The organism is Bosea sp. 29B, from assembly GCF_902506165.1.
GTDB lineage: Bacteria > Pseudomonadota > Alphaproteobacteria > Rhizobiales > Beijerinckiaceae > Allobosea.
The window spans coordinates 3,775,735-3,789,161 of record NZ_LR733817.1 but is presented as its reverse complement, the minus strand read 5'-3'; the positions used below and the strand labels follow the sequence as shown (position 1 = coordinate 3,789,161).

Annotated in this window: 18 protein-coding genes; 10 read left to right on the top strand and 8 right to left on the bottom strand. The window is 67.8% G+C overall.

What is annotated here, in order from left to right; all coding sequences use genetic code 11:
• Nucleotides 1–46 precede the first annotated feature (46 nt).
• On the top strand, nucleotides 47–469 hold the full coding sequence (locus GV161_RS18375; protein WP_152017050.1) for a rhodanese-like domain-containing protein: 423 nt from the start codon (nucleotides 47–49) through the stop codon (nucleotides 467–469).
• An 83-nt stretch (nucleotides 470–552) separates the two neighbouring features.
• On the opposite strand, the gene trmD is transcribed toward GV161_RS18375, so the two are convergent.
• The 6 genes from trmD to ffh form a co-directional block, all read right to left on the bottom strand.
• Nucleotides 553–1,272 (bottom strand): tRNA (guanosine(37)-N1)-methyltransferase TrmD, encoded by a 720-nt coding sequence (gene trmD, locus GV161_RS18370; protein ID WP_152017049.1) that lies wholly within the window; start codon nucleotides 1,270–1,272, stop codon nucleotides 553–555.
• A gap of 62 nt (nucleotides 1,273–1,334) precedes the next feature.
• Nucleotides 1,335–1,970 (bottom strand): type B chloramphenicol O-acetyltransferase, encoded by a 636-nt coding sequence (gene catB, locus GV161_RS18365; RefSeq protein WP_152017048.1) that lies wholly within the window; start codon nucleotides 1,968–1,970, stop codon nucleotides 1,335–1,337.
• Between the two features lie 202 nt (nucleotides 1,971–2,172).
• Complete coding sequence (locus GV161_RS18360; protein ID WP_152017047.1) at nucleotides 2,173–2,844, bottom strand: HAD family phosphatase; 672 nt, start codon at nucleotides 2,842–2,844, stop codon at nucleotides 2,173–2,175.
• Nucleotides 2,834–3,355 (bottom strand): ribosome maturation factor RimM, encoded by a 522-nt coding sequence (rimM, locus tag GV161_RS18355; protein ID WP_152017046.1) that lies wholly within the window; start codon nucleotides 3,353–3,355, stop codon nucleotides 2,834–2,836. Before rimM ends, GV161_RS18360 begins: the two co-directional genes overlap by 11 nt.
• 101 nt (nucleotides 3,356–3,456) lie before the next feature.
• Nucleotides 3,457–3,810 (bottom strand): 30S ribosomal protein S16, encoded by a 354-nt coding sequence (gene rpsP, locus GV161_RS18350; RefSeq protein ID WP_152017045.1) that lies wholly within the window; start codon nucleotides 3,808–3,810, stop codon nucleotides 3,457–3,459.
• Between the two features lie 31 nt (nucleotides 3,811–3,841).
• On the bottom strand, nucleotides 3,842–5,410 hold the full coding sequence (gene ffh / locus GV161_RS18345) for a signal recognition particle protein (protein WP_152017044.1): 1,569 nt from the start codon (nucleotides 5,408–5,410) through the stop codon (nucleotides 3,842–3,844).
• A gap of 264 nt (nucleotides 5,411–5,674) precedes the next feature.
• On the opposite strand from ffh, the gene GV161_RS18340 reads away from it, so the two are divergent.
• Nucleotides 5,675–6,088 carry a hypothetical protein gene (locus GV161_RS18340; protein ID WP_152017043.1) on the top strand — a complete coding sequence of 138 codons (414 nt, stop codon included), beginning with the start codon at nucleotides 5,675–5,677 and terminating at the stop codon, nucleotides 6,086–6,088.
• Here GV161_RS18340 and GV161_RS18335 read toward each other — a convergent pair.
• Entirely contained in the window at nucleotides 6,085–6,468 is a 384-nt protein-coding gene (locus GV161_RS18335) for an SgcJ/EcaC family oxidoreductase (RefSeq protein WP_152017042.1), read from the bottom strand. The genes GV161_RS18340 and GV161_RS18335 overlap by 4 nt on opposite strands.
• Before the next feature lie 102 nt (nucleotides 6,469–6,570).
• On the opposite strand from GV161_RS18335, the gene GV161_RS18330 reads away from it, so the two are divergent.
• The 6 genes from GV161_RS18330 (at nucleotide 6,571) to GV161_RS18305 (ending at nucleotide 10,176) form a co-directional block, all read left to right on the top strand.
• On the top strand, nucleotides 6,571–7,158 hold the full coding sequence (locus tag GV161_RS18330) for a CAP domain-containing protein (RefSeq protein ID WP_152017041.1): 588 nt from the start codon (nucleotides 6,571–6,573) through the stop codon (nucleotides 7,156–7,158).
• Nucleotides 7,159–7,222: 64 nt separating this feature from the next.
• Nucleotides 7,223–7,438 (top strand): type II toxin-antitoxin system PrlF family antitoxin, encoded by a 216-nt coding sequence (locus GV161_RS18325; RefSeq protein ID WP_152017040.1) that lies wholly within the window; start codon nucleotides 7,223–7,225, stop codon nucleotides 7,436–7,438.
• A complete protein-coding gene (locus GV161_RS18320; RefSeq protein ID WP_152017039.1) occupies nucleotides 7,425–7,769 on the top strand; it encodes a type II toxin-antitoxin system PemK/MazF family toxin in 345 nt (114 codons plus the stop codon). The genes GV161_RS18325 and GV161_RS18320 overlap by 14 nt, the downstream gene beginning before the upstream one ends.
• A gap of 58 nt (nucleotides 7,770–7,827) precedes the next feature.
• Nucleotides 7,828–8,454 carry a LysE family translocator gene (locus tag GV161_RS18315; protein WP_152017038.1) on the top strand — a complete coding sequence of 209 codons (627 nt, stop codon included), beginning with the start codon at nucleotides 7,828–7,830 and terminating at the stop codon, nucleotides 8,452–8,454.
• Between the two features lie 10 nt (nucleotides 8,455–8,464).
• Entirely contained in the window at nucleotides 8,465–9,064 is a 600-nt protein-coding gene (locus GV161_RS18310) for a class I SAM-dependent methyltransferase (protein WP_152017037.1), read from the top strand.
• 53 nt (nucleotides 9,065–9,117) lie between these two features.
• Nucleotides 9,118–10,176, top strand: a complete 1,059-nt coding sequence (locus GV161_RS18305; protein ID WP_152017036.1) for an MBL fold metallo-hydrolase — start codon at nucleotides 9,118–9,120, stop codon at nucleotides 10,174–10,176.
• A 66-nt stretch (nucleotides 10,177–10,242) separates the two neighbouring features.
• Here the strand turns inward: GV161_RS18305 and GV161_RS18300 are convergent, their stop codons facing one another.
• Nucleotides 10,243–11,109, bottom strand: coding sequence for a GyrI-like domain-containing protein (locus GV161_RS18300; protein WP_152017035.1), 867 nt, complete (start codon nucleotides 11,107–11,109; stop codon nucleotides 10,243–10,245).
• A gap of 141 nt (nucleotides 11,110–11,250) precedes the next feature.
• On the opposite strand from GV161_RS18300, the gene dapF reads away from it, so the two are divergent.
• Nucleotides 11,251–12,135 carry a diaminopimelate epimerase gene (gene dapF, locus GV161_RS18295; RefSeq protein ID WP_152017034.1) on the top strand — a complete coding sequence of 295 codons (885 nt, stop codon included), beginning with the start codon at nucleotides 11,251–11,253 and terminating at the stop codon, nucleotides 12,133–12,135.
• A complete protein-coding gene (gene mtaB / locus GV161_RS18290; RefSeq protein ID WP_152017033.1) occupies nucleotides 12,135–13,409 on the top strand; it encodes a tRNA (N(6)-L-threonylcarbamoyladenosine(37)-C(2))-methylthiotransferase MtaB in 1,275 nt (424 codons plus the stop codon). The genes dapF and mtaB overlap by 1 nt, the downstream gene beginning before the upstream one ends.
• Nucleotides 13,410–13,427 lie beyond the last annotated feature (18 nt).

Below are 13,427 nucleotides of genomic sequence, written 5' to 3'. Positions count from 1 at the left end.
AGCTTCGTGAATTGCGGCCGCCCGCACCTTTGGGTAACGCTCCGGCATGAACCGCCGTGCGCTCCTGCTGTTCGCCGCCTTCTGCTCGCTATCGGCCCGCGCCGTGGCTCAGCAGGCACTGCCCTCGCTCTCGGTGCGCGAGGCGCATGACGCCGCCAAGGCCGGCAAGCTCACCCTCGTTGACATCCGCACGCCGGAGGAATGGACCGATACCGGCGTGCCGGAGGGCGCGATCAAGCTCGACATGACCGGCAGCGCCTTCGAGGTCAGGCTGGCGGCGCTGAAGCTCGACCACCCTGGCAAGCCGATCGCGCTGATCTGCCGGACCGGCAACCGCACCTCGACCTTGCAGAAGACGCTCGCGGCGCGCGGCTGGAGGGAGCTGGTCGATGTCCGTGGCGGCCTGCTCGGCAATCCCAAAGACAAGGGCTGGCTGGCGGAAGGCTTGCCGGTGACGAGCTATCCGTGACGAGCTTCCTTCTCCCCTCGGGGGAGAAGGCCCGGCAGGGGATGAGGGCGCCTCGACTGAGTGAGCCGTTATTCCCTCATCCGTCAGCGCTTCGCGCTGCCACCTTCTCCCCCGAGGGGAGAAGGAGAGAGCAGATCCGGCCGCCGCTCCCGCGTGATCTGCTCCGCCTGCTCGCGGCGCCAGCGCGCGATGCGGGCATGGTCGCCGGAGAGCAGCGCCTCGGGCAGGCCCCTGCCCTCCCATTCGCGCGGGCGGGTATAGTGCGGATATTCCAACAGGCCGTTCTCGAAGCTCTCCTCAGTGCCGGAGGCCTCCTTGCCCATCACGCCGGGGATCAGGCGCACGCAGGCGTCGAGCAGCACCATGGCCGCCATCTCGCCACCGGAGAGGATGTAGTCGCCGACCGAGACCTCGGTCAGCCCCCGCCCCTCGATCACGCGCTCGTCGACGCCCTCGAAGCGGCCGCAGACGATGACGACGCCGTCGCCGGCGACGTAGTCGCGGACCATGCGCTGGCTGAGCGGCCGGCCGCGCGGCGACATCAAGAGGCGCGGCCGGGCATCGCCTGCCGGAACCGCAGCGTCGATCGCCGCCGCCAGCACGTCGCAGCGCAGCACCATGCCGGCGCCGCCGCCGGCCGGGGTGTCATCGACATTGCGATGGCGGCCGATGCCATGCTCGCGGATCTGATGCGTCTCCAGCGACCAGAGCCCGGTACGCAGGCCCTCTCCCGCCAGCGAAGCACCGAGCGGGCCAGGAAACATCTCGGGATAGAGGGTGAGGACGCTGGCGCGAAAGGTCATGGCCTCTGCTGGCATGAAATGGCGGCCGCGTCATCACCCGAGCGCAGCCGCCAACAGCGGTCTCAAGCCTGCCGGACGTGCTCGCACCAGTGGGTGTGGAGCTCCTCGATATCGCCGCTGGTCAGCAGCGCCATCGCAGCGCGCAACTGCTCGTCGCTCCAGTCCCACCAGGACATTTCAAGCAGCAACGCGATCCGCTTGTCATCGAAGCGCTTGCGGATCAGCTTGCCCGGATTGCCGCCGATGATGGCATAGGGCTCGACATCGCGGGTGACGAGCGCCCGCGTCCCGATCACCGCGCCATGGCCGATGGTGACGCCAGGCATGACGATGGCTTCCGAGCCAATCCAGACATCGTTGCCGATGACCGTGTCGCCGGCCGGCAGATAACCGTCGCACGCGCCGGCGAAGTTTGGTTCCTCCGGAACGTAGTGGAACGGGAAGGTGCTGACCCAGTCGTTCCGGTGGCCCTGATTGCCGGCCATGATGAAAGCGGCGCCCGAACCGATCGAGCAGAAGCTGCCGACGATCAGCCGGTCGGCGCCCTCGTGCGGCGGCAGGAAGCGGGCGCAATCGTCGAAGCCGTGGCCATGGTAGTAGCCGGAATAATAGCTGTAGCGCCCCGCGACGATGTTGGGATGGCGCACCTGCTCGGTGAGCGGAATGCCCTTGAACGGGCTCTCGAAGAAGTTGGTCATGTTCAGCTCGCAAAGGCTGGCGCTTTCTGGGAAGCCGCCGGCCGAAAGACACAGGAAAACGCGGGCGATCGGCCTTGCCGATCCCCGTCCGGTCTTGCGTTCCTCGCCTCAGACGAGTGGGAACGCGATGGAGCTGGTACAGTGAGCCTGCTTCATGGAGTGCGCAGCCTAAACGGGCGCGCTACGAGCAGCAACCGCCCGGTCAGGCGAAGGCGAGCGCCGGATTGCCATTCAGCGCCGCATAGTCGTCGACGCTGGCGATGACGTTGTCGAAGGCGGCGAAGGCCTGCGCCGGCAGCATGGTCAGTACTGCGACGGCGCGCATGCCGGCGCGGCGGGCCGCCTCGACGCCGTTGGGCGCATCCTCGAAGACGATGCAGTCGGCCGGCTTGACGCCCATGCGCTCAGCCGCCGCCAGGAACATGTCGGGACGCGGCTTGCCCGGGAAACCCTGGCTCGGCGAGACAATGGTGGCGAAGCGCTGGCGCAGGGAGAGCGTGTCGAGGATCAGGGCAATGTTCGGCGGGGCGGCGGCGGTGCCGACCGCCATCGGAACCTCGTGATCGCGCGCCCGGTCGAGCAGGTCGATCAGTCCGCCCAGCGGCTTGACCAGCGGGCCGTAGGTCTCGCGATAGAGCCCTTCCTTTTCCTCGGCGAGCCGGTCGAGCTCGGCCGCGTCGGCACCGGGGAAATGTGGGCCGATGATGTCGGAGATTGCCATGCCGGCGGTGCGGGCCGAGAAGGTCGCGCGCTCGAAGGGCAGGCCGTATTTGCGGTACCAGACCTCCCAGGCATCGTCGTGGTAGCGCATATTGTCGACGATGGTGCCGTCCATGTCGAAGATCAGAGCCTTGGCCGGTGTCTCAGGCAGCATCGTCATCCTCGAACAGACCGGCGGGAGGCAGAGCCTCGATGCGCTTGGCGGCGATGTCGATGCGCGGCGCATAGGCCTTGGTGAAAGGCATCAGCACCGAGCGGCCATCCGGCGTCTCGATGTCGATGAGGTCGCCGGCGCCGTAATTGGCGACGGCAGTGACAGTCCCGAGGATGGCGCCGTCCGGCCCGACGACGCTGCAGCCGACGAGGTCGGCCTGCAGGAACTCGTCCTCGTCCTCGGGCTGCTGCAGGCGCGAACGCTCGATATGGAGCTTCACGCCGTTGAGCAGTTCCGCTCCCTCGCGGCTGGTCACGCCCTTGAGGCGGGCGACGACCACTTCCTTGGCGGGCCTGATATCGGCGATCTCGAAGCGCCGGCCCTTCTCGTCGACAAGCGGGCCGTATTCGGCGAGCGCCAGCGGATCGGCCGTGAAGGTCTTGATCCGGACCTCGCCGCGCACGCCATGCGGCGCGCCGACGATACCGAGCAGGACGAGATCGTCGCTCATGTCAGCGCGTCATGCTCGGGCTTGACCCGAGCATCTCCTGCCGGAGATTCCCGGGTCTACGCTGCGCTTCGCCCGGGAATGACGCCCTGCACATGGTTGGCTCACTCAGCCGCAGGGGCGGCGGCCTTCTCGGCCTTCTTCTCGGCGCGCTCCTTGGCCTTGTCGCCGGGAACAGCCTTGTTCGGGTTATTGCGGGCCGGGCGCTTGGACACGCCGGCAGCGTCGAGGAAGCGCAGGACGCGATCGGTCGGCTGGGCGCCCTTGGCAAGCCAGGCCTTGGCTTTTTCCAGATCCAGGACAACGCGCTCGGGAGAGTCCTTGGCCTTCATCGGGTCGTAGGCGCCGATCTTCTCGATGAAGCGGCCATCGCGCGGCGAGCGGGCGTCGGCGACGACGATGCGATAGTACGGGCGCTTCTTGGCGCCACCACGGGTCAGGCGGATCTTCAGGGACATTGCTCTTCTTCCTTTGGTTCGAGCGGTAGAATTACTTCTTCTTGAACGGGTTGTTGCCGAGGCCGGGCATGCCGCCGAGGCCGGGCAATTTCGGCATCATGCCGGCGGGCGGGGTGACGCCCTTGGGCAGACCGGGGAAGCCGCCCGAAGGCAGCGAAGGCAGGCCGCCACCGGCGCCGAGCTGCTTCTGCAGTTCGGCGAGCTGGGCGGGATCCATCTTCGAGGGGTCGGGCATGCCGGCCGGCATGCCGCCACCACCGAGCCCGAACATGCTGCCGAGCTTGCCGAGCATGCCGCCCTTCTGGCGGGACATCTGCTTCATCATGTCCGCCATCTGGCGATGCATCTTGAGCAGCTTGTTGATCGCCTCGGGCGAGGTGCCGGAGCCGGCAGCGATGCGCTTCTTTCGGCTGTTCTTGAGCAGATCGGGATTGCGACGCTCGGCCGCCGTCATCGAATTGATGATCGCGATCTGCCGGGCGATGACCTTGTCGTCCATCTTCGAGCTGGCGATCTGGTTCTTCATCTGGGCCATACCAGGCAGCATGCCCATCAGCCCGCCGAGGCCGCCCATCTTCTCCATCTGCTGGAGCTGGGTGCGCAGGTCGCCGAGATCGAAATTGCCCTTGGCGAGGCGCTGCGCCAGTTCCTGCGCCTTGTCGGCGTCAACCGTGGCGGCCGCCTTCTCGACCAGGCCGACGATGTCGCCCATGCCGAGGATGCGGTTGGCGACGCGCGAGGGATGGAAGTCCTCGAGCGCGTCTGTCTTCTCGCCGGTGCCGACGAGCTTGATCGGCTTGCCGGTGACGGCGCGCATCGAAAGCGCCGCGCCGCCGCGGCCGTCGCCGTCCATGCGGGTCAGGACAATGCCGGTAAGGCCGACGCGGCCGTCGAAGGCCCGCGCCGTGTTGACCGCGTCCTGGCCGGTCAGCGCGTCGGCGACGAGCAGGACTTCATGGGGATTGGTCGCCGCCTTGACCTCGGCGACCTCGGCCATCAGCGCCTCGTCGAGCGTGACGCGGCCGGCGGTGTCGAGCATGACGACGTCGTAGCCGCCGAGCTTGCCGGCTTCGATGGCGCGCCGCGCGATCTGCACGGCCGACTGGCCGGCGACGATCGGCAGCGTCTCGACGCCGACCTGCTTGCCGAGGATGGCGAGCTGCTCCATCGCGGCCGGACGGCGCGTATCGAGCGACGCCATCAGGACCTTCTTCTTGTCCCGATCGGTCAGGCGCCTGGCGATCTTCGCGGTCGAGGTCGTTTTACCCGAACCTTGCAGACCCACCATCAGGATCGGCACCGGCGGCACGGCGTCGAAGGTGATGCCTTCGCCCTCGCCGCCGAGCGTGTCGATCAGGACGTCGTTGACGATCTTGATGACCTGCTGGCCGGGCGTGACCGACTTCAGCACCTCGGCGCCGACGGCGCGCTCACGGACCTTGTCGGTGAAGCTGCGCACGACCTCGAGCGCGACGTCGGCCTCGAGCAGCGCCCGGCGCACCTCGCGCAACGCGGCGTTGACGTCGTCCTCGGTCAGCGCGCCCCTGCGGGTCAGGCCCGAGAGGATGCCGGAAAGTCTATCGCTCAGCGTGCCGAACATGCGGTCCTGCTTTGCCTGGCCTCAAGAAGCCGATATCGCATCAGTCATCCGCCAAACGGTTTCGCGCCCGAGGGCGCAGACGCGCTGTCGGGCGTTGACCTCCGGGCTCATGAAAGCCGCTGGGCGGCCCGGTCGGCGGATGAGGTTTCGGCGATGTCGGCGAAACGAATGCGCGCGTTAAAGCGGACAAATGCGGCGAAAGTCAAGCTGAAGCGCGCAAGCGGCGGCTGCGCCAGCCGCGCGCTATCCTATCACGGAGATGACATGAAGCTTCCGGTCCTTGCCGCCGCGCTGTTCGCGCTCGGCCTCACCCAGGCGCAAGCCCAGTCCTGCGAAGGCAATTTCTCCGTGGTCGGCACGCCGATGCTGACCGGGCTGACCTACAAGACCTGGGATATCGTGCAAAAGCGCGCGCCGGCCCGGGTGTTGAAGGATCTCGGCGCCGCCGTCTCGTCCGAAGGCTTCGCCGACATGCGCATCGAGAATGCGACCAGCTCCGTGGTCGCCATCCAGGAAACCTCCGGCTCGGGCCGGCCGCAAACCCTGCGCATCACCGCCCGCAAGAGCGGCAGCGGCACGCGCGTCGATGCGGTCTTCGTCGTCCAGCAGGGCCAGGTCGCACCGGAAGCTTACGTCCGCGACGCTCTCTGCCGTGTGATCTCCGGCGCGCAGGGCTAATCCTGCGTCGTCAGCAGATTGGCGTCGCGGGAGAGCCGCCAGCGCCCGTCGGCTTCCTTGCGCAGGATCGTCAGCGTGTATCCGGAACGGCGGATGGCCTTGCCGTCCGGCGCGGTCGCCGTCATCTCGATCCGGTTGCGCAGCCAGGCGATGTCGCCGAGCACTGAGAGCTCATGGATGTCGCTGCGGCCCTCGATCGTCATCGTTCCCAGCCCCTTCAGCGCGGCGGCGAAAGCCTCCTTGCCAAAGGGCTCGGCGCCGGGAACCATGAAGACCACGTCGTCACTCATCAGGTCGAGCACGGTCGCCGCATCGCCCGCCTTGGTCGCGCTCATCCAGGTCTCGACGAGTTCCCGGATCGCCTGTTCGTCATCGCCCATGGGGTTTCCTCCTGGCTAGGGCTGCGATAATCGCGCCGTATTCCTCGCCTAGGTCCGGCCCTGCTTCGTCGGCGTGGCGCAGCAGAAGCCGAGATCGACACAATGACAAGACATGTGGGCGCAGCCCTCCTGACCGCCCTGCTTCTGGCCGGCTGCGCCGGGGCGCAGCGCGAAACCACGGCGCCGAGCCCGCGCAAGATCGAGCGCCTCGCCGCGGTGAAGGCCGATCCGGCCGAAGCGGTGCGTATCCTCAACGCCTATCGCGCCGGCAAGGGCCTCGGCCCGGTCCGGCTCGATTCGACACTGACCACGATGGCCCAGCGCCAGTCCGACGCGATGGCGGCCAGCGACGACCTCTCGCATAGCGCCGCCGGTAGCTTCAGTTCCCGGGTCAACGGCGCCGGCCTCGACACGGTGCGGGCCGCGGAGAATCTCGGGGCCGGTTACTACTCGACGCAGGAAGCCTTCGACGGCTGGAAGAAATCGTCGGGCCACGAGGCCAATCTCTCCATGCCGCAGGCGACGCGCATCGGCCTTGCCCTCGCAAAGAATCCGCAGACCCGCTACGGCGCCTGGTGGACGCTGGTGCTGGCGGGCGAACCCGAGAAGCGGCAGGAAATGTCGGCCGGGCCGCTGGTCCCCGTGCGCGGCAGCGGGACGACCACCTTCCGCTGGGGCGCGCCGCTCTAAGACGGCATCGCGAACGGATTGCAGAAAGAAAGGAAATTCCTTACCTATCCGACAGGAGGTCGTGATGATCACAAGCAAGCTGACAAGCAAGGCGCAGACGACGATTCCGCAATCGGTCCGCGCCGCCCTCAAGCTCCGGGATGGCGATGAGATCGCCTATGTGATCGCCGACGATCATGTCGTGATCAGCAAGGCGACCTCGCCGGCTGCTGAAGACCCGTTCGCGACATTCGGCGAATGGGACAGCGAGGCGGATCGGAAGGCTTATGCCGAGCTTTGAGCAGGGCGACGTCGTCCGTGTCCCCTTTCCCTATACCGATCGCGCGACGCGCCAGCATCGGCCAGCGCTGGTCGTGTCGGCCGGCGGCATTGGAGACGGCGCTGCGCTGCTTTGGGTTGTGATGATCACCAGCGCAGAGAACCGTCCTTGGCCGGGTGACGTGCCGCTGGGAGCGCAATACCGTGAAGCGGGGCTACCCGCGCCATCGACGATCCGCCCTTGCAAGATCGCCACGATCGAGGCGCGCCATGCGCAAGCGATCGGCCGGATCGGCAGCGAGCAGCTTGCAGAAGTCATGACGGCCTTGCACGGCTATCTGCGCGCAAGATAGCCCTTTACAATGACCCCACTCTGGTGATGGCTCTGGTTTTTAGCGGAGCCTTCACATCATGACCTTCGAAGCCTGGGCCGCCTTCGCCGCCGCCACCGCCATCCTCCTCGTCATCCCCGGGCCGACCATCCTGCTGGTGATCTCCTATGCGCTCGGCCAGGGCTGGCGCACCGCACTGCCGATGGCGGTCGGCGTCGCGCTCGGCGATTTCACCGCGATGACCTTGTCGATGCTCGGGGTCGGCGCGCTGCTCGCCACCTCCGCGACGATCTTCACCGCGCTGAAATGGGCGGGCGCGGCCTATCTGATCTATCTCGGCGTCAAGCTCTTCCGGGCCGGCGGCAGCCTCGATGCCGAGCCGCGCCGGGACGCGAGCTCGACGCTGAAGATGCTCGGCCATGCCTGGCTGGTGACGGCGCTGAACCCGAAGAGCATCACCTTCTTCGTCGCCTTCCTGCCGCAGTTCCTCGACCCGAAGGCCGACTTCTGGACGCAGATGCTGATCTTCGAGGCGACCTTCATCACCCTCGCCTTCGCCAACGCCTTCGGCTACGCGCTGATCGCCTCGCGCGCCCGCACCCTCGTCGGCAATCCCCGTGCGATCGGCCTGTTCAACAAGGCCGGCGGCACATTGCTGATCGGCGCCGGCATCGCCACCGTCGCGGTGCGCTCGGGCAGCAACTAAGGGATCACGCATGAGCGGACGCGACGCGGATACGCTCGGCTTCTACGCGGCCGAGGCACAGGTCTATGCCGGGCGCGCCCGCGAACTCGGCGAGGCGCGGTTGCGACGCTTCGCCGAACTCATACCGACAGGCGGCCAAGTGCTCGAACTCGGCTGCGGCGGCGGGCAGGACAGCGAAGCCCTGCTCGGGCTCGGCCTCGACGTCATGCCGACCGACGGCTCGCCCGAGCTCGCCGCACAGGCGCAGAAGCGCCTTGGCCGGCCGGTCTCCGTGCTGCTGTTCGAAAACCTCGTGGCGGATGCTGCCTTCGACGGCGTCTGGGCCAATGCCTGCCTGCTGCATGTCCCGCGGCCGGCCCTGCCCGGTATCGTCGCGAGAGTGCATCGGGCCTTGCGGCCGGGGGGCGTCTTCTACGCCAGCTACAAAGCCGGCGAGGCGGAAGGCCGCGACCGCTTCGGCCGCTACTACAACTATCCGGACGCTGCGTGGCTGCGCACGGCCTATGGCGAGAACGGCTGGAGCCGCATCGATATCGAGGAGGATCTGGGCGGCGGCTACGACCAGGAGCCGACACGCTGGCTGCACGCGACGGCGATCAAGTTGTCTTGAAACGGACGGCACGGTCTTGACGCTGCGCGATACGCGCACGACCTGACTATGCCATGACACGCCGCAAGCTCCTGCGCCTCCTCGGCATCCCCGCCCTTCTCGGCTCCTCCGGCTTCGCCTGGGCCTCCTATGCGCGCTCGCGCAATCCCTATTACCAGGGCCCGGTCAGCGACCATTTCGACGGTCTGATCTTCACCGACGGCCGGCCGGTCACCAAGGGTTTGACCGATGTGCTGCGCTGGCAGTTCTCGAAGCGCAAGCGCGAGGTCTTCCCGGCGCTGTATGAAGCGCCGCCGCAGGACAAGCCACCCGCGCGTGTCGAAGGCTTGCGCGTCGTCCATCTCGGCCACGCCTCCTTCCTCTACCAGGTCGCCGGCCTCAACATCCTGATCGACCCGGTCTTTTCCGAACGCGCCAGCCCGTTCTCCTTCTTCGGGCCCAAGCGCGTGAACGCCCCCGGTGTCGCCTTCGCCGACCTGCCGAGGATCGACGTCGTGCTGGTGACGCACAACCATTACGACCATCTCGACGTCGAGACGCTGGCGCAGGTCCATGCCCGCGACAATCCGCGCATGATCATGCCGCTCGGCAACGATGTGATCGTCAAGGCGCGCGAGGCGAGCGTTCGGGCCGAGGCGCATGACTGGGGTACGCGGCTCGAATTGTCGGACAAGGTCGCGACCGCGCTGGTGCCGAGCTATCACTGGTCGGCGCGCGGCGCCTTCGACAGGCGCATGGCGCTGTGGTGCTCCTTCGTGATCGAGACGCCGGCCGGCAAGCTCTTCCATATCGGCGATACCGGCTACCATGACGGCTCGCTCTATGAGCGGCTCGGCAGGGAGCACGGCCCGTTCCGGCTGGCGGCGCTGCCGATCGGCGCCTATGAGCCACGCTGGTTCATGAGCGACAATCACATGAACCCGGAAGAGGCGGTCAAAGTGATGCGCTCGCTGCGCGCCGAGCAGGCGCTCGGCCACCACTGGGGCACCTTTCAGCTCACCGACGAGGGCGTCACCCGCCCGCCCGAAGCGCTCACGATCGCGCTGGAGAAGGCGGGATTGCCCGAGGAGCGCTTCCGGCCGATGCGGCCGGGGCTGGTGTGGGAGGCGTGAAGACTGCGCCCGCCGTGACGTGGATGGTCGGGACAAGCCCGACCATGATGAGGGCAGCGCTGCCCGCTATTTCGGCTGGACGTAGACGTTGATCTCGAGGTTCGGATCGCCGGCGTCCTTGAGATCGCTGACATACTCCTCGAGGAAAGCGTCCTTCACGACGATGTTCTTGGCCTCAAGATAGGCCGTGATCGTCTCATAGGTCGAATCGATGTCGTCATAGGGCGCGGTATGAACGAAGCGCAGGGCGCGGCCGACCGGTGACTGCGCATTGCGCACGCCGTTCGCCAGCGGCGCGGCCGCTGCCTTGTCGACCGGCAGCATAGCCTCGAACTTGAAGCCGTTGTCGTCGGTCTCGACGAACAGGCTGAGTGGCCGGCCCGCGACCTTGAGCCCGGCCTTGTCGGCCTCCGCTCGCAGGAGCGCGATGGTTTCCCCCAGCTTCTTGAAGCCCTGGTCCCAGCTCGCCTGCCCGGCGAACAGCAATACGGGCTTGGCCGTCAGCTGGACCTCGTCGACATCGGAGGGGTCGCCCTTCTTGCCGGCGAGCGTCGCATTCGAGTCGGGCGTGCCGGTCTGCTGTTGCTGCACGGGCGGCACCGGCTGCGGGCTGGGCAGGGTCGGCGGCGGTTGGACGGGTTGCGGCTCGGCCGGCGCCTGGGGAGCCGGCTGCACCGGCTGCGGCGTCACGGGTGATTGAAGCGCCGGCGGCGGCTGCACCGGCTGCGGTTCGGCCTGAGCCGGCTGGCTGCCCTGGCTCTGGGTCGGCGCCTGCTGGGCCGGCTGGGCATTCTGCGCCGGCGTCGCGGTCCCCGGCGGCGCGGCGAGCGGCGTGCTCTCCACAGCCGTAGGCGGCGCCACGCGCGTCTGCGCGGCGGCCGGATAGGCAAAGGCGAGCACAATAAGGAGCGCGCTGAATCTCGACTGCCGCATACCCGAATATCCCGAGCTGACACGACCGATTCGCGCCGTGCCGCAAACTACGATGATCCCGCTACGGCAGGAAGATCGCGAAGGGTGGCATTTTTTCGGCATCGCGCTCATATACCGCCAGCATCATGGACTTGTGACGATATGAACGCCCTCGCCAATCGCCGGTTCCTCAAGATGAACGGGCTCGGCAACGAGATCACCGTACTCGATCTGCGCGGAACGAAGCATATCGTCTCCGAGGCCGAGGCTCGCGCCATCGCGAGCCAGGAGCGCACCCGCTTCGACCAGTTGATGGTCCTGCACGACGCCAAGGCGGCGGGAATCGACGCCTATGTCCGCATCTACAACACCGACGGCTCCGAGGCCGGCGCCTGTGGCAACGGCACGCGCTGCGTCGCCTGGGCGATGACCGCCGACCCTGAGATGGGTCAGGCCGGCCGCAACGGGCTCCTGCTGCAGACCAAGGCCGGGCTGCTGCCGGTGGCGCGTCTGTCGGAGGCCGTCTTCACTGTCGACATGGGGGCGCCACGCCTGGCCTGGGACGAGATCCCGCTGGCCGAGCCCTTCGAGGACACCCGCCGTTTCGAACTGCAGATCGGGCCGATCGACGATCCGATCCTGCACACGCCCTGCGCCGTCAGCATGGGCAACCCGCACGCGGTGTTCTTCGTCGACGATCCCTATCGCTTCAATCTCGAGCAGATCGGCCCGCTGCTGGAGAACCACCCGATCTTCCCGGACCGCGCCAATATCGGCCTCGCCGCGGTCAAGGCGCCGGACCATATCGTGCTGCGGGTCTGGGAGCGCGGCGCCGGCATCACCCGGGCCTGCGGCTCGGGCGCCTGCGCGGCGCTGGTCGCTGCCGTGCGGCGCGAGCTCTCCGAACGCAAGGCGACCGTCAGCCTGCCCGGCGGCGACCTCGTCATCGAATGGCGCGAGAGCGACGGCCATGTGCTGATGACTGGCCCGGCGGCGCTCGACTGGGAGGGCGTGCTGGAGCCCGGTCTCTTCGCCGCCGTCGCCTGATGGGCGTCGAGCTCGTCACCTTCGGCTGCCGGCTGAACCTCGTCGAGAGCGAGACGGTCGAGCGGCAGGCACGCACCGCCGGTCTCTCCGACCTCGCGGTGATCAACAGTTGCGCGGTGACCGCGGAAGCCGTGCGCCAGGCCGGCCAGGCGATCCGCCGGCTCGCCCGCGAAAAGCCGGAGCGCCCGATCGTCGTCACCGGCTGCGCCGCGCAGATAGAGCCCGCGCGCTTCGCCGCCATGCCGGAGGTGGCGCGGGTGCTCGGCAACGCCGAGAAGCTCGACGCGGCAAGCTGGCGGGCCCTCGCGAGCTCGAACAGCCTGCGGGCCGGTGCACCGGCCGACGTGCCGAGCAAGATCATGGTCGGCGACATCATGCAGGCGCGCGACGCCTCTCCACAGCGCACGCAGGCGCTCGGCCAGCATACGCGTGGCTTCCTGCAGGTGCAGAACGGCTGCGACCATCGCTGCACCTTCTGCGTCATCCCGCTCGGGCGCGGCAATGCCCGTTCTTCTTCGGTGGAAGAGGTCGTCGCGCAGGCGCGCCGCCTCGTCGAGGAGGGCGCCAGCGAGATCGTGCTGACCGGGGTCGACCTGACGAGCTATGGCCGGGAGCAATCGGACGGGCCGACGCTCGGCGCTCTCGTCGGCGCGATCCTCGCAGCGCTGCCCGAGCTGAAGCGCCTGCGTCTGTCCTCGCTCGACGCTGTGGAGGTCGACGACGATCTGCGCGATCTCATCGCCGAGGAATCGCGGCTGATGCCGCATCTGCACCTGTCGCTGCAATCGGGCGACGACCTCGTGCTGAAACGGATGAAACGCCGCCACAGCCGTGCCGAAGCGGTCAGCTTCTGCAAGGAGTTGCGGGCCCTGCGCCCCGACATCGTCTTCGGCGCCGATCTGATCGCGGGCTTCCCGACCGAGGACGAGGCAATGTTCTCGCGCACGCTCGCACTGATCGAGGAGTGCGGACTATCCTATGTCCACGGCTTCCCGTTTTCGCCGCGGCCCGGCACGCCGGCGGCACGCATGCCGCAGGTCGCCGGCGGCGAGATCAAGGAGCGCGCGGCCCGCCTGCGGGAGGCCGCAGAGGCTGCCTATGGTCGGCATCTGTCCGCCCGCATCGGCCGGCCGCTCTCGGTCCTGACCGAGCGCGGCGATACCGGCCGAGCCGAGGATTTCACGCTGGTGCGCTTCGGCCATGGCGTTGCGCCCGGTCAGATCCTGGCGGTGACCGCCCATGCCCAAAACGGCAAATCGTTGCTGGCTGCTTGACCAGGCTCCCCTCCCCGG

Excerpts from the sequence above, each read along its gene's own strand:
- GV161_RS18375 (WP_152017050.1), top strand. The coding sequence starts at position 47 with ATGAACCGCCGTGCGCTCCTGCTGTTCGCCGCCTTCTGCTCGCTATCG.
- trmD (WP_152017049.1), bottom strand. The coding sequence starts at position 1,272 with ATGACCTTTCGCGCCAGCGTCCTCACCCTCTATCCCGAGATGTTTCCT.
- catB (WP_152017048.1), bottom strand. The coding sequence starts at position 1,970 with ATGACCAACTTCTTCGAGAGCCCGTTCAAGGGCATTCCGCTCACCGAG.
- GV161_RS18360 (WP_152017047.1), bottom strand. The coding sequence starts at position 2,844 with ATGCTGCCTGAGACACCGGCCAAGGCTCTGATCTTCGACATGGACGGC.
- rimM (WP_152017046.1), bottom strand. The coding sequence starts at position 3,355 with ATGAGCGACGATCTCGTCCTGCTCGGTATCGTCGGCGCGCCGCATGGC.
- rpsP (WP_152017045.1), bottom strand. The coding sequence starts at position 3,810 with ATGTCCCTGAAGATCCGCCTGACCCGTGGTGGCGCCAAGAAGCGCCCG.
- ffh (WP_152017044.1), bottom strand. The coding sequence starts at position 5,410 with ATGTTCGGCACGCTGAGCGATAGACTTTCCGGCATCCTCTCGGGCCTG.
- GV161_RS18340 (WP_152017043.1), top strand. The coding sequence starts at position 5,675 with ATGAAGCTTCCGGTCCTTGCCGCCGCGCTGTTCGCGCTCGGCCTCACC.
- GV161_RS18335 (WP_152017042.1), bottom strand. The coding sequence starts at position 6,468 with ATGGGCGATGACGAACAGGCGATCCGGGAACTCGTCGAGACCTGGATG.
- GV161_RS18330 (WP_152017041.1), top strand. The coding sequence starts at position 6,571 with ATGACAAGACATGTGGGCGCAGCCCTCCTGACCGCCCTGCTTCTGGCC.
- GV161_RS18325 (WP_152017040.1), top strand. The coding sequence starts at position 7,223 with ATGATCACAAGCAAGCTGACAAGCAAGGCGCAGACGACGATTCCGCAA.
- GV161_RS18320 (WP_152017039.1), top strand. The coding sequence starts at position 7,425 with ATGCCGAGCTTTGAGCAGGGCGACGTCGTCCGTGTCCCCTTTCCCTAT.
- GV161_RS18315 (WP_152017038.1), top strand. The coding sequence starts at position 7,828 with ATGACCTTCGAAGCCTGGGCCGCCTTCGCCGCCGCCACCGCCATCCTC.
- GV161_RS18310 (WP_152017037.1), top strand. The coding sequence starts at position 8,465 with ATGAGCGGACGCGACGCGGATACGCTCGGCTTCTACGCGGCCGAGGCA.
- GV161_RS18305 (WP_152017036.1), top strand. The coding sequence starts at position 9,118 with ATGACACGCCGCAAGCTCCTGCGCCTCCTCGGCATCCCCGCCCTTCTC.
- GV161_RS18300 (WP_152017035.1), bottom strand. The coding sequence starts at position 11,109 with ATGCGGCAGTCGAGATTCAGCGCGCTCCTTATTGTGCTCGCCTTTGCC.
- dapF (WP_152017034.1), top strand. The coding sequence starts at position 11,251 with ATGAACGCCCTCGCCAATCGCCGGTTCCTCAAGATGAACGGGCTCGGC.
- mtaB (WP_152017033.1), top strand. The coding sequence starts at position 12,135 with ATGGGCGTCGAGCTCGTCACCTTCGGCTGCCGGCTGAACCTCGTCGAG.